Source organism: Chryseobacterium sp. SORGH_AS_0447, assembly GCF_030818695.1.
Lineage (GTDB): Bacteria > Bacteroidota > Bacteroidia > Flavobacteriales > Weeksellaceae > Chryseobacterium.
In genome coordinates, this window is the sequence record NZ_JAUTAR010000001.1 from 1,459,358 (window position 1) to 1,480,278 (window position 20,921).

The 20,921-nt window shown below is 33.2% G+C and carries 19 protein-coding genes; 17 read left to right on the top strand and 2 right to left on the bottom strand.

Features of this window, described 5'->3' with window-relative positions; all coding sequences use genetic code 11:
* Positions 1 to 4: 4 nt before the first annotated feature.
* From QE422_RS06895 to QE422_RS06975, 17 genes are all read left to right on the top strand, one after another.
* Positions 5 to 1,105 (top strand): glycosyltransferase family 4 protein, encoded by a 1,101-nt coding sequence (locus QE422_RS06895; protein WP_307456197.1) that lies wholly within the window; start codon positions 5 to 7, stop codon positions 1,103 to 1,105.
* Positions 1,105 to 1,845, top strand: coding sequence for a glycosyltransferase family 2 protein (locus QE422_RS06900; RefSeq protein ID WP_307456199.1), 741 nt, complete (start codon positions 1,105 to 1,107; stop codon positions 1,843 to 1,845). The genes QE422_RS06895 and QE422_RS06900 overlap by 1 nt, the downstream gene beginning before the upstream one ends.
* Positions 1,846 to 1,874: 29 nt before the next feature.
* Positions 1,875 to 2,783, top strand: coding sequence for an NAD-dependent epimerase/dehydratase family protein (locus QE422_RS06905; protein ID WP_307456201.1), 909 nt, complete (start codon positions 1,875 to 1,877; stop codon positions 2,781 to 2,783).
* Between the two features lie 26 nt (positions 2,784 to 2,809).
* Complete coding sequence (locus QE422_RS06910; protein WP_307456203.1) at positions 2,810 to 3,361, top strand: sugar transferase; 552 nt, start codon at positions 2,810 to 2,812, stop codon at positions 3,359 to 3,361.
* 50 nt (positions 3,362 to 3,411) lie between these two features.
* Positions 3,412 to 4,545: an aminotransferase class I/II-fold pyridoxal phosphate-dependent enzyme gene (locus QE422_RS06915; RefSeq protein ID WP_307456205.1), complete on the top strand. Its 1,134-nt coding sequence runs from the start codon at positions 3,412 to 3,414 to the stop codon at positions 4,543 to 4,545.
* 308 nt (positions 4,546 to 4,853) lie between these two features.
* Positions 4,854 to 5,420, top strand: a complete 567-nt coding sequence (locus QE422_RS06920) for a sugar transferase (RefSeq protein ID WP_307456206.1) — start codon at positions 4,854 to 4,856, stop codon at positions 5,418 to 5,420.
* 311 nt (positions 5,421 to 5,731) lie between these two features.
* Positions 5,732 to 8,080 (top strand): polysaccharide biosynthesis tyrosine autokinase, encoded by a 2,349-nt coding sequence (locus QE422_RS06925; protein WP_307456208.1) that lies wholly within the window; start codon positions 5,732 to 5,734, stop codon positions 8,078 to 8,080.
* Between the two features lie 16 nt (positions 8,081 to 8,096).
* Positions 8,097 to 9,584 carry a flippase gene (locus QE422_RS06930; RefSeq protein WP_307456209.1) on the top strand — a complete coding sequence of 496 codons (1,488 nt, stop codon included), beginning with the start codon at positions 8,097 to 8,099 and terminating at the stop codon, positions 9,582 to 9,584.
* Positions 9,585 to 9,595: 11 nt separating this feature from the next.
* Positions 9,596 to 10,498: a glycosyltransferase family 2 protein gene (locus QE422_RS06935; protein ID WP_307456210.1), complete on the top strand. Its 903-nt coding sequence runs from the start codon at positions 9,596 to 9,598 to the stop codon at positions 10,496 to 10,498.
* 14 nt (positions 10,499 to 10,512) lie between these two features.
* The gene (locus QE422_RS06940) at positions 10,513 to 11,553 is read left to right on the top strand and encodes a hypothetical protein (protein WP_307456212.1); all 1,041 of its coding nucleotides are present in this window, start codon (positions 10,513 to 10,515) and stop codon (positions 11,551 to 11,553) included.
* A 146-nt stretch (positions 11,554 to 11,699) separates the two neighbouring features.
* Entirely contained in the window at positions 11,700 to 12,797 is a 1,098-nt protein-coding gene (locus QE422_RS06945) for a glycosyltransferase (protein ID WP_307456213.1), read from the top strand.
* Positions 12,798 to 12,864: 67 nt separating this feature from the next.
* Entirely contained in the window at positions 12,865 to 13,968 is a 1,104-nt protein-coding gene (locus QE422_RS06950; RefSeq protein ID WP_307456215.1) for a glycosyltransferase, read from the top strand.
* Positions 13,969 to 14,045: 77 nt separating this feature from the next.
* A complete protein-coding gene (gene rfbC, locus QE422_RS06955) occupies positions 14,046 to 14,591 on the top strand; it encodes a dTDP-4-dehydrorhamnose 3,5-epimerase (RefSeq protein ID WP_307456217.1) in 546 nt (181 codons plus the stop codon).
* 87 nt (positions 14,592 to 14,678) lie between these two features.
* Positions 14,679 to 15,629, top strand: a complete 951-nt coding sequence (locus QE422_RS06960) for a hypothetical protein (protein WP_307456218.1) — start codon at positions 14,679 to 14,681, stop codon at positions 15,627 to 15,629.
* Positions 15,586 to 16,068 carry a sugar transferase gene (locus tag QE422_RS06965; protein WP_307456220.1) on the top strand — a complete coding sequence of 161 codons (483 nt, stop codon included), beginning with the start codon at positions 15,586 to 15,588 and terminating at the stop codon, positions 16,066 to 16,068. The genes QE422_RS06960 and QE422_RS06965 overlap by 44 nt, the downstream gene beginning before the upstream one ends.
* Before the next feature lie 112 nt (positions 16,069 to 16,180).
* Positions 16,181 to 17,482: a 30S ribosomal protein S12 methylthiotransferase RimO gene (gene rimO, locus QE422_RS06970; RefSeq protein ID WP_307456222.1), complete on the top strand. Its 1,302-nt coding sequence runs from the start codon at positions 16,181 to 16,183 to the stop codon at positions 17,480 to 17,482.
* 417 nt (positions 17,483 to 17,899) lie between these two features.
* Positions 17,900 to 18,271, top strand: a complete 372-nt coding sequence (locus QE422_RS06975) for a septal ring lytic transglycosylase RlpA family protein (protein WP_294285670.1) — start codon at positions 17,900 to 17,902, stop codon at positions 18,269 to 18,271.
* A gap of 53 nt (positions 18,272 to 18,324) precedes the next feature.
* On the opposite strand, the gene QE422_RS06980 is transcribed toward QE422_RS06975, so the two are convergent.
* Positions 18,325 to 19,089: an exodeoxyribonuclease III gene (locus QE422_RS06980; protein ID WP_307456225.1), complete on the bottom strand. Its 765-nt coding sequence runs from the start codon at positions 19,087 to 19,089 to the stop codon at positions 18,325 to 18,327.
* A 77-nt stretch (positions 19,090 to 19,166) separates the two neighbouring features.
* Positions 19,167 to 20,711, bottom strand: a complete 1,545-nt coding sequence (locus QE422_RS06985; protein ID WP_307456226.1) for a bifunctional response regulator/alkaline phosphatase family protein — start codon at positions 20,709 to 20,711, stop codon at positions 19,167 to 19,169.
* Positions 20,712 to 20,921 lie beyond the last annotated feature (210 nt).

The window sequence follows — 20,921 nt, forward strand, 5'->3', positions numbered from 1 at the left end:
AAAAATGAAGAATTCTGTTCTTTTTTTCGGACCTTACCCTAAACCTGTTACAGGTCAATCTATGGCATTTAAAGAAGTATTTGACCATTTTGATTCTCCAAAACTTCTCTGTAACATTACAAAATTTGAGGAAAACAAGATTTTGAATACACTTTACGTATTTATTTGTATTCCCAAATTATTTTTGTTTAACAAAATCAATGTTGTATATTTCACTTGCTCACGGTCAAATTTAGGTTTCATAAAAGACCTGTATGTTATTTTATTTGCTTATTTAGCTAAAGCAAGAATTATTAATCATTTACATGGTGCAGATTTTAATAGTTTTTTTGAAAATTCATCTTCATTTTTAAAAAATCTGATTAAATGGGCATACAATAAGGTTCAAACTTCTATTGTTCTTACAGATGGAATGGAAAAAGAATTCCAACATTTTGATAAAATGACGGTGAAAGTAATTCCAAATTCATATCCAAAAGCATTTAATGAAATACCATTTGAACATTTAAAAAACATAAAAAAATCTGAAGGATTTAATATTATCTTTTTATCTAATATTATGTATTCTAAAGGGATTGTTTTTTTTCTAGAATCATTGCCATTTTTACTAACAAAGCACATCAATTTAACTGTAAGCATTGCTGGTGTACCAATGGGAGATTATCTGAAAAATAAATCGGAAATTTCCAATATCTTTTTTGATGGTCTAGAAAAGCTCAAAGATAAATTTCCAAATCGGATTAATTATTACGGATTGGCAAGTGGAAAGTTTAAAGAAAAAATACTACAGAAAAGTTCGATTTTCATTCTGCCAACTATATATAAAACTGAAGCTTTCCCACTTACAATTATAGAGGCGATGTACTATGGTAACGTAATTGTAACAACAAATCATAATTATCTGCCGGGGATTGTAAAAGAGAAAAATGGCATATTAATAGGTTGTGGTAGTGTTGATGATATTCAAAATTCAATCGACTGCCTTTTAGAAAATCCAGAATCTTTAAATTTGATGCAGAAAAAAAATTATAATGAATCAAGAGAGATTTATAATCCTAATAGATTTTGTAACTCTGTGTATAATTTAATATTGAAAATAGCTTAATGAAAATCTCCATAATAACAGTTTGCTATAATAGTGAGACAACATTAGAAGATACGATAAAGTCGGTAGCAGCACAAACTTATCAGGATATTGAATACATCATTGTTGATGGGAACTCAAAAGATGAAACTTTAAACATTATAAAAAAATATACTGATACCGTGACAAAATGGATATCAGAAAAGGATAGAGGTTTGTATGATGCCATGAATAAAGGCATCCATATGGCGACAGGTGATTATATAGGAATTCTTAATTCTGATGATACTTTCTATGAACCTCAGACTTTAGAAAAAGTGGCAGCATTTTTGAAAAATAATAACATTGATGCATGTACGGGGGATATCGTTCAGCATAAAAATGGAAGAATAATTAGACGCTATTCTTCTAAAAAGTGGACTCCTGAAAAGCTAAAAATTGGATTCATGGCTCCCCATCCTTCAATATTTTTCAAGAGGGGTTTGTTTGAGATGTACGGAGACTATACATTGGGTTATAAAATAGCATCCGATTATGAATTGATTATCCGCTATTTTCTTAAAAAAGAAATCTCCTGGAAATATTCAAATTTAATTACAACATCAATGGCCGTTGGAGGAGCAAGTAGTTCAGGAATGTCAAGTTATCATATTATAACGGAAGAAGTAGACAAGGCTTTTAAGGCGAATGATATTAAATATTCACCTTTTAAAGTAAAATACAGAATGGTATGGAAGCTTTTAGATCTTTTAAAAAAATAATTGATCAATAATTTTAATAAAATTGTATTGTGAAAATAATCATCACAGGTTCGTCCGGTTTTGTTGGTAATAATCTTTCAGATTTTTTACAAAATAAAGGATGTACAGTAAACAATCTTTCTTTAAGAAATAAAGACTGGAAAACCCATCTTCCAAAATCCGCTGATGCCATCATTCACCTAGCCGGCAAAGCTCATGATACAAAAAATATTTCAGATCCGGATGAGTACTACAAAATAAACCGGGATTTAACTGTAGCGCTTTTTAATGAATTCTTAAATTCAGAGATAAAAGAATTTTTTTATTTCAGTTCTGTTAAAGCTGCTGCGGATTCTGTGAAAGGTACTTTAACTGAGAACGAAAATGCCAATCCGATGACGCATTATGGAAAATCGAAAATTGAAGCTGAAGAATATATTTTGAGTCAGAATTTACCTGCAGCAAAAAAAGTGTATATCATTCGTCCCTGTATGATTCATGGCCCGGGAAATAAAGGTAATTTGAATCTTTTATATAAAATCGTTGACAAAGGTTTGCCTTGGCCGCTTGCCGCATTTCATAATCAGAGATCTTTTTTAGGAATTGATAATTTAAATTATCTTATCCACCAAATGCTTTTAAAAGAAGATCTGCCGTCAGGAATTTATAATTTTGCAGATGACGGTGCACTTTCAACAAACCAGTTGATAGAAACAATAAATAAAGCTTTAGATAAAAAAGCCAAACTTTGGAATATTTCGAAAAGCTTGCTGGAAAAAACTGCTTCTTTAGGAGATAAATTAAAATTACCTTTAAATTCTGAAAGATTGAAAAAATTGACAGAATCTTATGTGGTTTCCAATCAAAAAATAAAGACAGCATTAGGAATTGAAAAACTTCCTTTTTCAGCCGAGGAAGGTTTAATTAAAACCATTAAAAGCTTTCAAAAAGAAAAGTAACATTCACTTATATAATTCAGTACAATATGATACGCATATTCGACTTTCTTTTTTCATTTTTCGGACTATTGTTTTTATGGCCCATCCTGCTTATATTGTATATTGTCGGTCTGTTCGATACGGGTTCTCCAATTTTTGTGCAGGAAAGGGTAGGACGCAATAAAAAGCCTTTTAAACTGATAAAATTTCGTACGATGCCGGTTAATACAAAATCAGTAGCCACCCATCTTACTCAGAATGTGCAGATAACTAAATTCGGTTCTTTCTTACGTAAATCAAAATTGGACGAACTTCCGCAATTAATTAATGTTTTAACAGGGGATATGAGTTTAGTAGGGCCAAGGCCTAACTTGTTCAATCAGACAGAATTAATTGAAGAACGGGATAAAAGAGGGGTTTATAGTGCTGTTCCAGGAATTACAGGTTTAGCGCAAATTAACGAGATTGATATGTCAACGCCTGTAAAGCTAGCTGAAAAAGATGCAGAAATGCTTAAGAGCTTAACGATTTCCGATTACTTTAGATATATTTTTTCTACTGTTGGCGGAAAAGGACAAGGTGACAGAATTCAAAAGTAATTTTTCCGATTATCGAAAAACCTTATATTTACTTTTTTGAACACAACACAATGAAGCACAAAATTTGGCTTTCACCACCACATCTTTCAGGCAAAGAAATAGAATTTGTTAAAGATGCCTTTGATCAGAATTGGGTAACGTCATTGGGTGAAAATATAAGTGAATTCGAAAATGGTCTTCAAGAATTTCTCAAAGATGATGTTAATGTATGCGTTTTAAATTCTGCTACATCTGCCATTCATTTAGCATTGATAATATTAGGAATTTCATTAAATGACGAAGTAATTACTTCTACATTTTCCTTTGTAGCCTCAGCCAATCCCATCGCTTATTGCGGAGCCACTCCAATTTTCATAGACTCTGAAAAAGAAACATGGAATATGTGTCCTGTTGCTTTAAAAGAAGCGATTGAAGAAAGAATTTCTAATGGCAAGAAACCAAAAGCAATTATTGTCGTTCACCTATACGGAATGCCTGCAAAGATGGATAAAATCTTAAAAATTGCAGAAGAGTATAATATTCCTGTTATTGAGGATGCTGCCGAAGCTTTAGGCTCAAAGTATAAAGGAAAAGCCTGTGGAACCTTTGGTCGTTTCGGTATTCTGTCTTTCAACGGAAACAAAATTATTACGACTTCAGGAGGAGGAGCTTTGGTCTGCCATAATCAGGAAGATAAAGATAAAACGGTTTTTCTTTCAACTCAGGCACGAGACAATGCGCCTCATTATCAGCATTCTCATATTGGGTATAACTATCGCATGAGCAATATTGTAGCTGGGATCGGCCGGGGGCAGATGGAAGTTCTAAATGATAGGGTAGAAGCGCGCAGAAAAATGCATGATTTTTATGTTGAACTTTTTAAAGATATTGAAGGCGTTGAGGTTTTTTCCGAGCCCTCTGAAGATTATTTTTCTAATCACTGGTTGTCTACTATCATTATAAATCCTGAAATTAACGGAAAGACAAGGGAAGACTTAAGGTTGGCTTTCCTAGAAGAGAATATTGAATCAAGGCCTTTATGGAAACCCATGCATTTGCAGCCAGTCTTTTCTGATGCGCTGTACTATGGAACAAATGTAGCAGAAGAGTTATTTGACAACGGCCTGTGTCTGCCTTCAGGTTCCAACCTTTCTGATGAAGATCGATTAAGAATACAAATCGTTATAAAAAAAGTTTTTTCATAAATTACCTTGTAAGTCGTTTATATTAAATGAAGAATTAAGGTTCAATTTGATGAGTCAGGATTGATGCAGAGTTTCTGTAGATAAATAACAAATGATTTAATTGATCGTAATGTTTAACAAGAGAAACTTCCGGCATCGGCTTCCAGCTTCCAGCCTTTTAATTTACATTCATAAGAATTCTGGTATAAATACAACAGATTGCTTTTCATGAAGTAAGCTGTTTTTTATTTTGAAGATTTTATAAAATTGTTCAATCTGTTTATGCGAAATCGACAGCTTTCGTTATCTTTACCAAGCAATTTTTTGAAGTGAAAAAATATCCTTGGTGGAAGGCAATGATGGATTATGGTATCGTTTTACCGGCAATCCTCGTATTGCTCCCTGTTCTTTTAATTCTTTTTTTGGCCGCATCTTTAGATACCGGTTTTCCCTGCATTTTCAGGCAGGAAAGAATTGGGAGATACGGTAAGGTTTTTATAATTTATAAATTCAGAACGTACCACTCGGTAACTCATACAAAATCACGGGTAGGGAATTGGATGAGAAAGAATAAGCTTGATGAATTGCCACAATTGTTCAATATCCTTAAAGGGGATATGTCTTTGGTTGGACCCCGACCGGATATCTCAGGATATTATGATTTCTTAAAAGGGGATGACAGGTTAATTCTTGAATTAAAACCAGGATTGACCAGCGAGGCCGGAATTAAATACAAGAATGAAGAAAAGATATTGAGTCAGCAAACCAATGCCTTAGAATATAATGACGAAGTTCTGTTTCCTGAAAAGGTAAAAATGAATCTCGACTATTACCATAATCTAACATTTAAAAATGACCTTAGGATATTGCTTAAAACGTTATCCGTTCTACGTTGATGCTAGTTTTAAACATAATAAGCACATTATAATGAAATTAATTGGAATAAAATGAGCTGCTTATTTCCACAAGAGAAAGGAAATAGCTTTACCTATAAAGTGGATGATAATACTTATTTAAGAATATTTTCGTTAATACATTGAAATCTTTCAGGGCAACTGTAAATGAATATTCCATTTCAAAAGAAACAAAAAGTTTTTTAAGATACCATTATAATGAGTAAATAAGTATTCTAGTTTATAAATTATAAATATATTTGCAGGGTTTAAATAGAAAAGTAAAAGAATCTAAATTCAATATAATCCAAAAAATGGATAACAAAAAAAACAAAGAAATTAGTCTTAGAGAACTACTGAGTCCTTATCTTAATAAATGGAAATATTTTGTTGTCATGATAATCATTATGACATTGTTGGGCATTTATTATATAAAATCCAGTTCGCAAATTTACAAAGCCCAAACATCCGTACTCATAAAAGATGCAAAGAAAATGTCTGCAAATGCCGGGGATGTTAATGTTCTTCAGAATTTTGGGAATTTTAATGGGATGGGTACCAATAGTATTGAGAATGAAATCGGTGTTTTTAAATCAAAAACTATTGTAGAAGATGTATTGAAACAGCACAACTTTCAGACTCCTATTTATGCTAAGCAGACATTTAACAGCATAGAACTTTACGGGACGACTTCACCTTTCCTTATCAATGTAATTCAGGAGAAAAACGAGGCGGAACTTCCGAAGAAACCTATATCGGTAAAAATTAACGGAGATAAAATTATTCTTTCTTCTGAAGAATGGGATAAAGATATACAAACTACTTACGCAAAAACGACCAGTCTGCCTTTTGCTATCGTCATGTTTGTGAAAAACCCAGCGTATAAGGCTCCTCCAAAAGTAAAATTAGATAATATTTATTTCACCTATAATGATTTTGCAAGTACTGTAAATCAGTATCAGGAATCTTTGGTTGTAGATTTACTAGATAAAGAGGGTACGATTATTAATCTTTCGGTAGATTTTGAAAATAGAGAAAAAGCTAAAAATTTTCTTAATAATCTGGTTAAGCAGTATAACGAATATGCTATTAACGATAAAAATATAGAGTCAAAAAAAACAAAAGATTTTATAGATCAAAGAATCGTCTTGATCTCAAAAGAGCTGGGAAATGTTGAAACACAGAAAGAAGGTTTTAAATCCGGAAATAATATTGTTGACTTACCAACAGAAGCAGGAATCAATCTTCAATTGAAAGAGCAGACAAAAAATCAGCTTTTAGAATTAGGAACTCAGCTTGAGATTCATAGAATGCTGAAAAATTCACTTTCTCAAAAAGGAACTTCGGATGTATTGCCATTAAATATAGGACTTGAAAACGAAGCCGCTCTGAATGCAATTAAAGAGTACAATGCATTAGTTATTCAGAGAAATAAATATCTTGACGAGGCTACTCCCGACAACCCGATTGTAAAAGAGGCCAATAAACAGATACAGCAAATAAAATCATCGCTTACGGAGTCTCTGCAAAGAAATATTACCAATTTAGAATTTGCAAGAAGAAAAGCAGCCATCCAGCTGGGGGGATCGGAATCTATGATCAGCAAAATCCCTTCTCAGGAAAAGCTTTTCAGAAGTATAGAAAGACAGCAGCAGATCAAAGAAAATCTCTACCTATTGCTGTTGCAAAAAAGGGAAGAAGCAGCAATCAGTATGGAGATTACTTCCGAAAAGGCGAGAGTTATAGACCGTGCTTTCACCTTTAAAAAACCGGTAGCCCCTAAAAAACTTGTTATTCTTAGTATTGCAGTTTTCTTAGGGATTCTTATTCCGTTTTTAATGATCTATCTGAAGCAACTACTACAAAGTACTTTAGTGACCCGAAACGATATTACAAAACTTACACAGTTGCCGGTGATTGCAGAAATCCCTAGACTTAAAAATAAGCAGAATAACCTGATAACTTTTAATGATGTATCTCCAATGGCGGAGGCATTCAGGATCCTGGTGACAAACCTTAAGTTTTTATTACCGAAAAAAGATGCTCCTCATATCATTATGGTTTCATCATCTGTAAAAGGGGAAGGTAAAACATTTATATCAACTAATTTGTCTATGATTTTAGGATCTTCGCGTGATAAAGTTTTGGTTGTAGGAGCTGATGTAAGAAACCCGCAGCTGCAGAGGTACAACCCGATGATGAAATCGGCTAAAGGTCTTACCGAATATTTAAGTGATGAAGAAACAAGGATTGAAGAGATAATTCATCCTAGCGGTTATAATAATGATTGTGATTTTATCTATTCAGGATCTATACCGCCTAATCCTACTGATCTTTTACAAAGCCAAAGGTTCGATGAGCTATTATCAACAATTAAAGGTCTCAATAAATACAAATACATTGTATTGGACACAGCTCCTCTTTTATTGGTAACAGATTCTTTCCTGATCGCAAACAAGAGCGATGTAATTATTTATGTTACAAGATCTGAGGTTACGGAAATGAAATATATTGAATTCTTAAATCATTCAGTAGAAGACGGTAAATTAAAAAATATAGGAATCATCCTGAATGGAGTAGAAGAATCTAATTTCGGATATGGTAATAAGTTTGGATACGGCTATCAGGCAGAAGAAAAGAAGTGGTGGCAATTTTTTAAATAATTCCTTTTATTAAAGCATGAAATCAGGTGAGGGAAAGTTGGTCAGTATAAAGTTGAACTTTGTATTACATGCTTTAAGGGTATTTTCAACCGCTTTAATAACTCTTTTTACAATGCCCTATCTTAATCGGGTGTTGGAAGCTGAAAATGTAGGAAAGGTAGAATATGCTTACACGATAATCAATTATTTTGTTCTTTTTTCATCGATCGGAATACCCATGTACGGTATCAGAGAAGTGTCTAAAGCCAGAAACGATTCAAAAAAACTCTATACATTAGTTTCAGAGCTGATGGTCATTCTTTCCGTCACGACGATTGCTTCGTATATTATTATCTTTGGAATTATCATCCACTTGGATTTTTTGAGTTCGTACAAGAATCTTCTTTATATTATGTCATTTCTTGTGATTTTGAATAATATAGGAGCAGATTGGTACTTTCAGGGTATTGAAAATCAAAAATTTATAACCATCAGAAATGTCGTGGTCCGTTCTCTGATTTTTGGATTACTCTTTATATTGGTTAAAAAGAAGTCAGACTATGAAGTGTATGCCCTATTGTTTGTCCTTATGCTTTTTGGAGCTAACGTGATTAATTTTATCGTAATCCTGAAAAGGATCATTTCAAATAAAATAAAATTTCAGGATCTTAATCTGAAAAAACATTTAAAGCCGGTTTTTGCCATTTTTGTGGCCACTATATCCGTTAACATTTATCTTCAATTAGACAATTTTCTGATTGGCAGTATTTCCGGGGACCGCTACGTTGCCTATTATGGTATTGCAAATAAATTGATAAGATTTGTGATTACATTTATTACCATTATTGGTTCGGTAATGCTTCCCAGGTTGTCTTATCTTCACCACAATGACAAAGTGCAGTATGCAGCTCTTTTGAAAAAAGGATTCCATATAATGATGTTGTTGGCGATTCCCAGCACAGTCTATTTTTTAATATTTTCAAAAGAAATTATTCTATTCATGGGAGGAAAAGAATTCATTGTTGCCGATCTTACCATGAAGATTCTGTCACCACTTTGCATTATCGTGAGTTTTGCTTACTTTTTTGGTTTTTTAATCCTTTATCCGCAGGGAAAAGAAAAAATTTATACTTTCGCAACAATTGTCTCTGCGTTGCTTAGTGTCTTATTGAATTATTTTGCCATAAAGAACTTTCAGCAGAACGGAGCTGCAGCAGTAGCAATATTGGTGGAAAGTGTTGCCATTTGTATTATGTTTTATTACATTCGGAAAGAAAATGACTTTTCAGAATTCTTTGATAAGAATTTTTTCAATGTAGTATTTGTAAATGGAATTGTAATGGTGGTTGTGCTTGCGGGAAAATATTTTTTAGAAAACGACAGTTATTTCGAATGGATTGCTATGTCTTTACTTTTTGTATTAACTTACGCAACGATTTTAGTGCTTATAAAAGAAAAAAATACTCTTGAGATCCTTCATCAGGTTAAACTTAAACTAGGATATAGAAAGCAGAGCAATATCTAAAAACGATAAAAATGATGGATATTTCAGTCATTATAGTTAACTATAATACATTAGAACTTACTAAAAAATCAATTGATTCCATTTTTGAATTTAAGCCGAAAGACCTTAAATTTGAAGTTTTTGTTGTCGATAATGCTTCTGCTGACGGAAGTAAAAGCTATTTTGAAAAAGATAATCGCATTACTTACATCTATTCCGAAAAAAATTTAGGCTTTGGAAGAGCAAATAATTTGGCAATTGAACAAGCAAAAGGGAAATATGTATTTTTACTGAACTCTGATGCCTACCTAATTGAAGATTCTATGAGTGTGTTTTATGACTTCATGGAAAAGCCTGAAAATAAAGATGTAGCTTGCTGCGGAGCCAATATGATTGATGCATCAGGAAATAATGTGACTGTTGGCGGCCACTTACCCACAGTAAAAGAGTCAATTGCAAGATTAGGATTTGCTGTGTTTTTTCTTTCGTACTACAGGAGGCATCTGGCAGGCGGAATGAAACATTATCCGGAAAAAGGGACTCAGTATGAAATAGATTATATTTTAGGAGCAGACATGTTTTTAAGAAAATCGGTTTTGGATGAGTCCGGCGCTTTTGATCCTGACTTTTTTTTGTATTATGAAGAATCTGAAATGACTTTCCGTTTTAAAAAGCGCGGCTACAAAAGTTATATTCTAGCCAATACAACGTTGGTTCATCTGGAGGGCAGTTCCTCTAAAACGCCTGAGCTTAGAATCAAAAAGGAGAAAGTTTTTTCCGAATGCAGATATTTATATTTTGAAAAATGTCATGGAAAGGCTTCTGCAAGGTTTGTGACATTATTATTTGGATTACAATCTGTTTTTCTGGGAATTCTTAAATTCGATAAAAGCAGTTTTACCAAGGCAAAGATTATTTTTAACACGATACGGTAATTTATTAAGAAATAATGAATATAATTATCAATAATTCTATATTACGAAAATTAGACTCAAGGTTATTATTTGCAATAGGATTTCTAATTTGCGTTTTTATAGCATTTTTTAAAGAATCTATATTTCCGGAAAAATATTTTTTCGATTCATTTAGAATACAGGAGCTGATCGAACATCCTTACAAAGATGAAGGGGATACGGGGTTTACCAATACGTCAATTTTTTATCGTTATCTACACATTGATAGATTTTTTTTAGCTCCTCTTTTAGCGGTAATATCATATTTTTCGGTAATAGTTTTTGTTTTCAGAAAATATAATATAAAGACTGTCTCTTTTTTTAATCTATTGCTTATGGTTACTTATAGTGCGATGGCAATGGTATATATGTCTACTTACAGCAAAGAATTTGTTTTGTTTCTATGCGTTATTGTTTCTTTTGTACTTTTTGAAAAGAAATACCTTTTGATCTGGACATTATTTGTAATATTCTATGCTACTTTTTTCAGAAGTTACTGGTTTATTATTATTTTAATGTTTTGGGGGATGAAATACTTCGTGGTAAAAAAACCTAAGATGTTATTAATCTTCATTCCGGTATTTTATTTTTTAATATCCTTTGTTTATAATTATATTTTTGGGGTTCCTCTATCAATGATTCGTTATTTAACGAATCTTGATCGGGATGCAGAATCTGCACAAACTGCCATCGCAATTTTCATAGAAGGAAGTAATTTTGCCGTTGAAGCTATAAACTTTATTGTTACATTGGTTTTCCTGATTATTCCCATTCCCTTAATTTTACTAGGAAAACCTTTCTATATAATATTGGCTCTTCTTATAGTAATGTTCTTTTTTAATTTTATAAAACTTTACTGGAAGGAAAATAATAATAAAGAGTATACAAACATATTTTCATTTGTTATTTCATTTATGTTGGTACAAAGTTTATTCGAACCCGATTATGGTAGCTTTGTTAAACACTTGTCGCCATTATTTCCTATAATATTTATTTGTATTGCACGGAATACAAAAATTTTAGAAGTTGAAGAATAGTTTACGATCAAAATCTAAAATCTTTGATTTTTTATTAGTAGTTTTCCATAAATAAGAAATTATAAAATTATTTATGATAATGCTTCTCAATAAAAAGAATTCCATTTCTTAATGTTCTGTTTGCACATTTTAAATTTAGAGTAAAAATGAAAATTCTTCAAGTAATTAATTCTTTAGAAACTGCAGGGGCAGAAAAGTTAATTTTAGATACAATTCCGCTTTATGTAAAAGAAGGAATCGAAATGGATATTCTTTTGCTTTGGGATAATGATTTTCCTTTTACAAACGCACTGAGAAAATTAAATTGCTGTAATATCTATATACTGAAAAAATCAGAAAATAGAAAGGATGTGTATAACCCATCAGCAGTATTGGGTATCAAAAAAATTCTAAGTAACTATGATATCGCTCATTTGCATGTTTTTCCTTCACAGTATTTTGCGGTATTTGCCAATTTATTAAATGGTGAAAAAACCAAACTCATTCTTACAGAACACAATACTTCAAATAGCAGGATAAAAAATAGAGTTTTTAAGCCAATAGAGCGTTTTGTCTATGATAAGTACGATAAAGTAATCTGTATTACGGATGAAATAAAAGATATATACCAAAATTATTTAGGTTTACCCAATAAACTTGTAACGATTAATAATGGTGTTGATATCAAGAAAATAAATACCTCCCAGGCTTATACAAAATCAGATTTAGGCTATGCCGAGGATGAGAAACTATTGATTATGGTTGCAAGATTCGAGGATCAGAAAGATCAAGATACCTTAATAAAATCACTGGTACACCTCCCGACACAATATAAATTACTTTTAGTAGGTACTGGAAAGAGGAGAAAAGAATTAGAAGATTTGGTTTCAAAACTTAATTTATTGGAAAGGGTTAATTTCCTAGGGCAAAGAATGGATGTTTATAAGCTAATAAAAAGTGCTGATTTTGTAGTGCTTTCTTCTCATTTTGAAGGGCTTTCCTTATCTTCTGTTGAAGGGTTGTCTTCAGGAAAGCCTTTTATCGCATCTGATGTTCCAGGATTAACAGAAATAGTAAAAGATGCGGGAATTTTGTTTAAAAGAGGTGATGAAAAGCAACTGGCAAACATTATTTTATCTTTTGAAAATGACAAAGAGTTTTACGATAGTATTGTTGTAAAGTGTCTTGAAAGGGCAAGTAAATATGATATCTCAAAAATGGTGAATAAATATATAGAATTGTATCACTCAATCTTACCTAATTAAGTTTAGTAAAAAGTTAAATTAGTACTTCAGTATGATGCCTGAATTTGGCTAAAATTTTATAACATTAATGAAAACAAAAGTTGTTCATATTACACAGGGATTTGGCGGACTTTTTACATATATTAAACAGATCGTAACAAAAATAGATTACGAAAAGTTTGAATTGGAAATTATCGCACCGGAAAACCAGGAGTGCAGAATTTTTTGCGAAGAGCATTCAATTCCTTATACCGTTATTAATTTGGAAAGAGGGTTTAATCCTTTTAAAGATTTCATAGGATTATTAAAATTATATAATTTTCTGAAGAAAAATAAGCCTGATTTAGTGCATGTTCATAGTGCCAAAGCTGGATTTTTAGGTAGAATAGCGGCAAAAATCGCCGGTACGAAATCTATATATACTCCTCACGGAATTTCTTATTTAGGCTTTACAGGAATCAAGAGAACAATTTTCTTTTCCCTTGAAGTTTTCGCAAAAAAATATACATCGAACGTGTTGGCTTGTTCAGAATCTGAAAAAATAAGATGTAGATATGAAGTTGGAATTCCTGAAGAAAAAATTAAAGTACTTCCTAACTCTATTGAAGTTAATAATATATTGCCTCAGATAAAAGACTCATCTACAAAGCTTCATATTGGTACCGTAGCCAGACTTACTTATGCCAAAAATCCTGTCCTGTTTGTTGAAATTGCAAATCAGATCAAACAAATTTATCCCTTCGCAGAATTTTCTGTATTAGGGGCGGGTTTTACGGATGATTTAAAGCCGGAATTTTTAGCTGCAATTTCAAAATATAATCTTGAAAAGTCTTTTACAATTCATGAATGGGGTTCATTTCCATCGGTAGAGCATTATTTAAAGTCTTTGGATATTTTTTTAATGCCGTCTATTTTTGAAGGTCTTCCATTTGCTTTATTAGAAGCTATAAATGAGAATATTCTCTGTGTAACCAGTAAGTGTGATGGTTGTTGTGCCGTTATCAACAATAATGAAAACGGTTTTTCTTGTATGGAATTAGATGATTATGTAGAATCCATAAAGAAAGCAGTGAGTTATCCACAACTAAATTACGACCTAAGATTGCAGGCAAAAAAGGATTTACAGAGGAAATATAATTTAGATCACTTTATCATTAATTTACAAAATTATTATTTGTCAGTAAAAAAATAAATGGAAGTCTACAAATCCTTTAGAAGAAGAGATTCATTTCATTATATTTGTGGTTAAATTAATACAGTGATTTATTGATGAAAATAAAATCTACCCCCCTTAAAGACTGCTATATTATTGAACCGACTGTTTTTGAAGATGACAGAGGTTATTTTTACGAAAAATTCAATGAACAGAAGTTTGAAGAACTAACAGGTATGAATGGTCATTTCGTACAGGATAATATTTCAAAATCAAGTTATGGCGTTCTTAGAGGGCTTCATTTACAAAAAGGAGATCAAGCGCAGGCAAAATTGGTATCCTGTCTGGAAGGTAAAGTTCTTGATGTTGCAGTAGACCTTCGTGAAGATTCTCCTACATTCGGAAAATCGTTTTCGATAGAGCTTACAGAGGAAAACAAATTACAGCTTTATGTTCCAAGAGGTTTTGGTCATGGTTTTTCTGTGCTGAGTGAGATTGCAGTATTTTCTTATAAGTGCGATAATTTTTATGATAAAGCTTCAGAAGGTGGAGTGTTATGGAACGATACAGATTTGAATATTGATTGGAAATTACCGGCTAAAGATATTATTCTCTCAGAAAAAGATAAAGTTTTACCACCATTTGCTTCAAAAAACTTTTAATATATTAGGATTTAATAAAATAAAATGTACTGATTATTAGTCTACGCTTGCGGAAAATAATAATCAATCTGCGAATTGTGTGTTTTTATGTTAGCTTATCTTTTTAAACATCTGCCTAGGATTTTTTTGATAATTGATTACATCACGATCAATTGTCTTTTTATTTTTGGTAAATTATATTTTTTTGAGTTTGATTACAAAGATTTTGCTCAGGAATTCAGAACGCAATTAATTCTTATTAATATTTCCTGGTTTGTTATTACACTGATTACAAAACCATATAAAAGTTTAAAAGTTAAAGAATCATCGCTTCATTTTAATGCTTTAAGTAAAGCTTTTATTCTGTTTATCTTTGCTTCAGCAATCTTTCCCAGCCTGATTTTTTCTGTTAAGATTAATTATAGAAATGTTATTGTTTATTTTCTATTACTCGGGTTTTTTATAACCTTTACAAGATTCCTGCTTTTTTTATATAGAAAAAGAAACAGAGTAAGGCTAGGACGAAAGCTTTATTCATTTCATACCGTTCTTGTCGGAGAAAATAAACTGTCTACTTCACTAATATCAAATAATGATTTAAGGAGAGCTATTGGAATAAGGGGAACATATACTCCTCTAAGTAAGGAGACTAAAAATAAATATTTGGGTGGTATTGATCAGCTATTTCATGATCTGGAAAATACCAAAATAAACAATATCATATTTTGTGATGATAATATTGAAGTAGATATTTATAAAAAAATAGTAGATATTGCAGAACACAAAATGATCAGGATTTATATGGTTCCGGATTTTAAATATGCCAATTTAGGACCTAATTATTTTGATGTCATAAACGAAATCCCTTTTATTAAACTGATAAGAGAACCTCTTTCAAATCCTAAAAAACAGTTTTTAAAAAGATCATTTGATATAGCCTTCTCCCTATTTGCAATTATATTCTTATTATCCTGGCTGGTACCATTGGTGGCTTTAATTGTGAAAATTGAAAGCAATGAATCTGTTTTTGTTTATACAAAAGAGATCAGGTCTAAATAATGTACCTTTTAATTGTCTGAAATTCAGAAGTATGAAAAGCAACAGAAATGCTGATCTTCAAGTTGCAAAAAAAAATGATGCAAGAATAACAAAATTTGGAGCATTCATGCGTAAAACAAGTATTGATGAATTACCGCAATTTATCAATGTTTTTTTAGGTGATATGTCGGTTGTAGGTCCGAGACCGCACATGCTCTCACAAACCGAAATGTATTCCAAAATCACAAAAAAATATATGACTAGGCACATCGTGAAACCAGGCATCACTGGTTGGGCACAGGTTATGGGGTCCAGAGGTGAAATATTTTCATTAAAGGATATGGAAAAAAGAATAGAAAAGGATATCTGGTATATTCAAAACTGGTCTTTCTTTTTAGATATGAAAATTATTTTTCTGACATTATATAATATTGTAAAAGGAGACGATCAAGCTTACTAATATTATTTATAATAGCTCTAAATAAAGAACCGAATCTTCCGGTTCTTTTTTTATGCGTAAATTTGCACCCACAAAAATTGCTGATTACTAATTACTTATTATTCAATATAAAATGCGCACAAAATCTGTAGGTAAAAAGAAAATTAATGTAGTAACGCTTGGATGCTCCAAAAACGTCTATGATTCCGAAGTGTTAATGAGCCAGCTTAAAGCCAATGGCAAAGAGGTGGTGCATGAAGACAGAGGAGATATTGTGGTGATCAACACCTGCGGATTTATCGATAACGCAAAGGAGGAATCCATCAATACGATTCTTGATTATGTGGAGGCTAAAAACAGGGGTGAGGTAGAAAAGGTTTTCGTTACCGGCTGTCTTTCCGAGAGATACAAGCCGGACCTGATCCGCGAAATCCCGGACGTGGACCAATATTTCGGGACAAGGGATCTTCCGATATTATTGAAGCATTTGGGAGCCGACTACAAGCATGAGCTGGTAGGAGAGCGTTTAACCACCACCCCGAAACACTACGCTTATCTTAAGATTTCCGAAGGCTGCGATAGGCCTTGTTCGTTTTGCGCGATTCCGCTGATGAGAGGTGGGCACGTTTCTACGCCAATTGAAAAATTGGTAACCGAAGCGCAGAAATTGGCAAAAAAAGGAACAAAAGAACTGATTCTTATTGCACAGGACCTTACCTATTACGGACTTGATATTTATAAAAAACGTGCACTGGGAGATCTGTTAAAAGAATTAGTGAAAGTAGAAGGGATTGAATGGATCCGTCTTCATTACGCTTTCCCAAGCGGATTCCCGGAAGATGTTCTGGATATCATCAGAGAAGAACCGAAAGTTTGTAACTATATTGATATTCCGCTTCAGCACATCAATTCAGAATTGCTGAAATCCATGAAAAGAGGAACCACTCATGAAAAAACGGATACGCTTTTAGCCAAATTCAGGGAGAAAGTTCCGGATATGGCCATCAGAACCACACTCATCGTAGGATACCCAGGGGAAACGGAAGAAATCTTTCAGGAACTGAAAGACTGGGTAAGAACGCAGAAATTCGACAGGCTGGGCTGCTTTACCTATTCCCATGAAGAAAATACAGGCGCCTACGTTTTGGAAGATAATATTCCGCAGGAAATAAAAGAAGCAAGAGTAGAGGAGATCATGGAGATCCAGTCTCAGGTTTCCTGGGAAAAGAACCAGGAGAAGATCGGGCACATATACAAATGTATATTCGATAGAAAAGAAGGGAACTATTTTATAGGAAGAACGGAATACGATTCTCCGGATGTAGACAACACCGTTCTTGTCTCTGCGGAAAATACCTATATCTCTATCGGAGAATTTGCCAACGTAAAAATTACCTCTGCTGAAGAATTCGATTTATATGGGGAATTGGTATAAAGCCATAACCTCAATAGAAATTGCAGATTAGCAATAATAAAAAAACCGGTGAAATTTTCACCGGTTTTTATTTTACAGTTCAAAGCCTGGATAAAGCCTGTGGATATGGGTCTCTCCGGCGTTTTTGAAAAAGCTACCAAAGGATTTTAAGCTTTGTGAAAATATTTAACATATTGATTATCAAACCTAAGTAAGTGTTAAATTTATGTTAATTTCAATAGTTTAGTTAAATTTATTAACGTTTTGGTTGTTTTTTTAACATATTTTAACAATAGGTCCTAAAGTAGCTGATATGAGAAGGTTACAGAGTAAATTAAGATATTTTTTGGTTTTTGTTAACATCTGTTAACAATTAAAATAGGCTCGTTGAAAGAATCCTTATAGATTTGCCCCTGTCAAAACCAATAAAAGTTCAACATGATGAAAAGATTCATTCTCGTAATCATAATGATGATTTCAACCCTTGGTATTTATTCGTTCAAAATGAATGCCATAGATGCGAAAAAAACAAGTTATGCATCGTACTACCACGATAAATTTAACGGTAGAAAAACAGCCAGCGGAGAGATCTTTGATAATGCAAAGTTCACTGCGGCAAACAGAACGCTTCCATTTGGAACAAGTATTAAGGTAACAAACCTTAACAATGGTAAAGAGGTAATAGTGAAAGTAAATGACAGAGGGCCTTACCATTCAACAAGAGCTTTAGATATGTCTAAAGCGGCGTTCGATGAAATCGGGGATACCGGCAACGGTACCATTCCGGTGGAATATGAAATTGTCGATTAAATTTTATGATTTAAATTAAAAAGCCAACTGAAAAGTTGGCTTTTTGCATTATTTTAAAGGCTCAGTTCCACCAAAGCTGGGCAATGATCAGAGTGCACCGCTTCTTTAAGAATAACGGCTCTTGTAAGCTTGTCTTTTAGGCTGTAAGACGCAAAATTATAGTCCAGCCTCCAGCCTTTGTTTTTTCCTCGCGCACCTTGCCTGTAACTCCACCAGGTGTAATGATCAGGTTCATTATTAAAAAACCGGAAACTGTCGATCAGTTCACATTCATTGATGAAATCCGTCATCCATTCCCGTTCCATCGGTAAAAATCCGGAAACATTTTTCAGGCGCACCGGATCATGAATGTCAATCGCTTCATGGCAGATGTTGAAATCTCCCGAAATAATAAGATTGGGAATTTCCTTCTTCAGGTTTTTAATATAATCTAAAAAATCATGGCAGAACTGCATCTTGAATTCCAGCCTCTCAATATTGGACGCGGAAGGTACATAGACCGAAATGGCAGAAAAGCCGTCAAAGTCTGCACGGATAATTCTTCCCTCGCTGTCATAGCTCTCGATACCGCAGCCATATTCTACATGGTTAGGTTTGATTTTTGAGGCGATTCCAACGCCGCTGTAGCCTTTTCTTATGGCCGAATGCCAATAACTGTGATAGCCCAGCTTTTCCAGGCTTTCAATATCGATCTGGTCGTTTCCTGCCTTACTCTCCTGAATGCAGATAATATCGGGATCTGCTGTTTTCAGCCAGCCCAAGAAATCTTTGGTGAAAGCTGCTCGGATTCCGTTTACGTTGTAAGTGATTAATTTCATGCTCCAAAAATATTAATAAAAAAGAAGCGGAAAAAATCAAAGATTTTTTCCGCTTCTTTTTTATTCTAGGTCAGAAATTATTTAGGTTCCAGAACACTGATCGGAATAATACATTCTTCCAGTGAAATCCCACCATGCTGGTAGGTTTCCTTGTAGTAATTCACAAAGTGATTGTAATTCTTAGGATACGCCAGGAAAATATTGTTCTTTGCAAAAATATATTTCGAACTTAGATTCCCTTTTGGTAAAAACAGTTTCTCAGGGTTTGTAATTGCCCATACGTCGCTGTCATCGTATGTTAAACTTTTTCCGGTCTTGTAGCGAATGTTGGTTGAGGTTTCCCTGTCCCCGACTACCTTGCTTGGTTTTTTCACATATACTGTTCCGTGATCGGTCGTAATAACCAGTTTGAAACCGCTCTCTGCTGCTACTTTAATAATTTTTAACAACGAAGAATTTTCGAACCAATTCAATGTTAGAGACCTGAATGTTTTATCATCACGGATCAGCTGGTCCACAATATGATTATCTGTTTTTGCGTGGGAAAGAATATCAATAAAATTATAAACGATCACCAACAGGTCATTGTTTTTATGCTGGTTGAAATCATCGTAGATCTTTCTCTCAAAATCCGCATTCAGAACCTTCAGGTATTTCATGGATTTCGAGCCTAAGCCGATTCTCTTCATCTGATCTTCCAGAAAGTCCCTTTCAAACTCGTTTTTATTCCCTTCTTCGTTGTCATTAAACCATTTGTCCGGGAAACGCTTTTCAATTTCAGAAGGCATTAAACCGGCAAAGAACGAGTTTCTCGCATACTGTGTGGCGGTAGGAAGTATACTATAATAATAATCTTCAGAAACCTTATTGTAATATTTCGTAAATAAAGGCTCTATTACTTTCCATTGGTCATAACGAAGGTTATCTACCATTAGCAGCAAAACTTTTTCTTTTTCTACTTCCGGCTTTACCTTTTCTTTGAAAAGCGTATGGCTCATCATCGGCTTATCCGAATCATGCAGCCAGTCTTCGTAATTTTTCTCAATAAATTTTGCAAACTGGATATTTGCCTCTTCCTTCTGCGATTGCAAAAGGTCTGCAAATTCATTATCTGTCACTTTATCGAACTTAATTTCCCAGTTAAGGATCTTTTTATAGTATTCTGCCCATTCCTGATACGTTCTTAGGTAAGAAAGCTCCATAGAAAGATTCCTAAACTCCTGTTGGTACTGAAGAATTGTTTTCTGCTCGACCAGATTATCTTCCTGAAGATTTTTCTTGAGTGAAAGTAAAATCTGGTTAGGATTCACAGGCTTTAAAATATAATCGGCAATCTGTGAGCCGATCGCTTCTTCCATAATATGTTCCTCTTCACTTTTCGTTACCATCACGATTTTCAGGGAATTGTCTTTATCCTTAATCATTGGGATGGCTTCCAATCCGGAAATTCCGGGCATATTTTCATCGATCAGGGTCAATGCAAACTTTTCCGAGTCCATAAGCTCAAGGGCTTCGTTTACATTATTCACGGGGGTTACCTGGTACCCTTTTTTTTCAAGAAAAACGATGTGAGGTTTAAGTAAATCTATTTCATCATCTATCCATAATATCTTTTCCGACATAACTAATTTTTTACACGGTTATTGTATCAAATTGCTGACCATTTATTGGTAAAATCTGCCAAAATGCGCAGACGTAAAGTTAAATATAAGTTAATGAAATAAACCCAATATTTCTGTTATTTTTAAGCATTTCTGTAAAAGAAGAATTTTAGTTGGAATAGCAATTCACATTTTAAATAAAAGCAAGAATTCCTTATGGAAATTACCAGC

Coding starts and splice junctions, on each gene's coding strand:
- QE422_RS06895 (WP_307456197.1), top strand. CDS start 5: ATGAAGAATTCTGTTCTTTTTTTCGGACCTTACCCTAAACCTGTTACA.
- QE422_RS06900 (WP_307456199.1), top strand. CDS start 1,105: ATGAAAATCTCCATAATAACAGTTTGCTATAATAGTGAGACAACATTA.
- QE422_RS06910 (WP_307456203.1), top strand. CDS start 2,810: ATGATACGCATATTCGACTTTCTTTTTTCATTTTTCGGACTATTGTTT.
- QE422_RS06915 (WP_307456205.1), top strand. CDS start 3,412: ATGAAGCACAAAATTTGGCTTTCACCACCACATCTTTCAGGCAAAGAA.
- QE422_RS06925 (WP_307456208.1), top strand. CDS start 5,732: ATGGATAACAAAAAAAACAAAGAAATTAGTCTTAGAGAACTACTGAGT.
- QE422_RS06930 (WP_307456209.1), top strand. CDS start 8,097: ATGAAATCAGGTGAGGGAAAGTTGGTCAGTATAAAGTTGAACTTTGTA.
- QE422_RS06935 (WP_307456210.1), top strand. CDS start 9,596: ATGATGGATATTTCAGTCATTATAGTTAACTATAATACATTAGAACTT.
- QE422_RS06940 (WP_307456212.1), top strand. CDS start 10,513: ATGAATATAATTATCAATAATTCTATATTACGAAAATTAGACTCAAGG.
- QE422_RS06945 (WP_307456213.1), top strand. CDS start 11,700: ATGAAAATTCTTCAAGTAATTAATTCTTTAGAAACTGCAGGGGCAGAA.
- QE422_RS06950 (WP_307456215.1), top strand. CDS start 12,865: ATGAAAACAAAAGTTGTTCATATTACACAGGGATTTGGCGGACTTTTT.
- rfbC (WP_307456217.1), top strand. CDS start 14,046: ATGAAAATAAAATCTACCCCCCTTAAAGACTGCTATATTATTGAACCG.
- QE422_RS06960 (WP_307456218.1), top strand. CDS start 14,679: ATGTTAGCTTATCTTTTTAAACATCTGCCTAGGATTTTTTTGATAATT.
- QE422_RS06965 (WP_307456220.1), top strand. CDS start 15,586: ATGAATCTGTTTTTGTTTATACAAAAGAGATCAGGTCTAAATAATGTA.
- rimO (WP_307456222.1), top strand. CDS start 16,181: ATGCGCACAAAATCTGTAGGTAAAAAGAAAATTAATGTAGTAACGCTT.
- QE422_RS06975 (WP_294285670.1), top strand. CDS start 17,900: ATGATGAAAAGATTCATTCTCGTAATCATAATGATGATTTCAACCCTT.
- QE422_RS06980 (WP_307456225.1), bottom strand. CDS start 19,089: ATGAAATTAATCACTTACAACGTAAACGGAATCCGAGCAGCTTTCACC.
- QE422_RS06985 (WP_307456226.1), bottom strand. CDS start 20,711: ATGTCGGAAAAGATATTATGGATAGATGATGAAATAGATTTACTTAAA.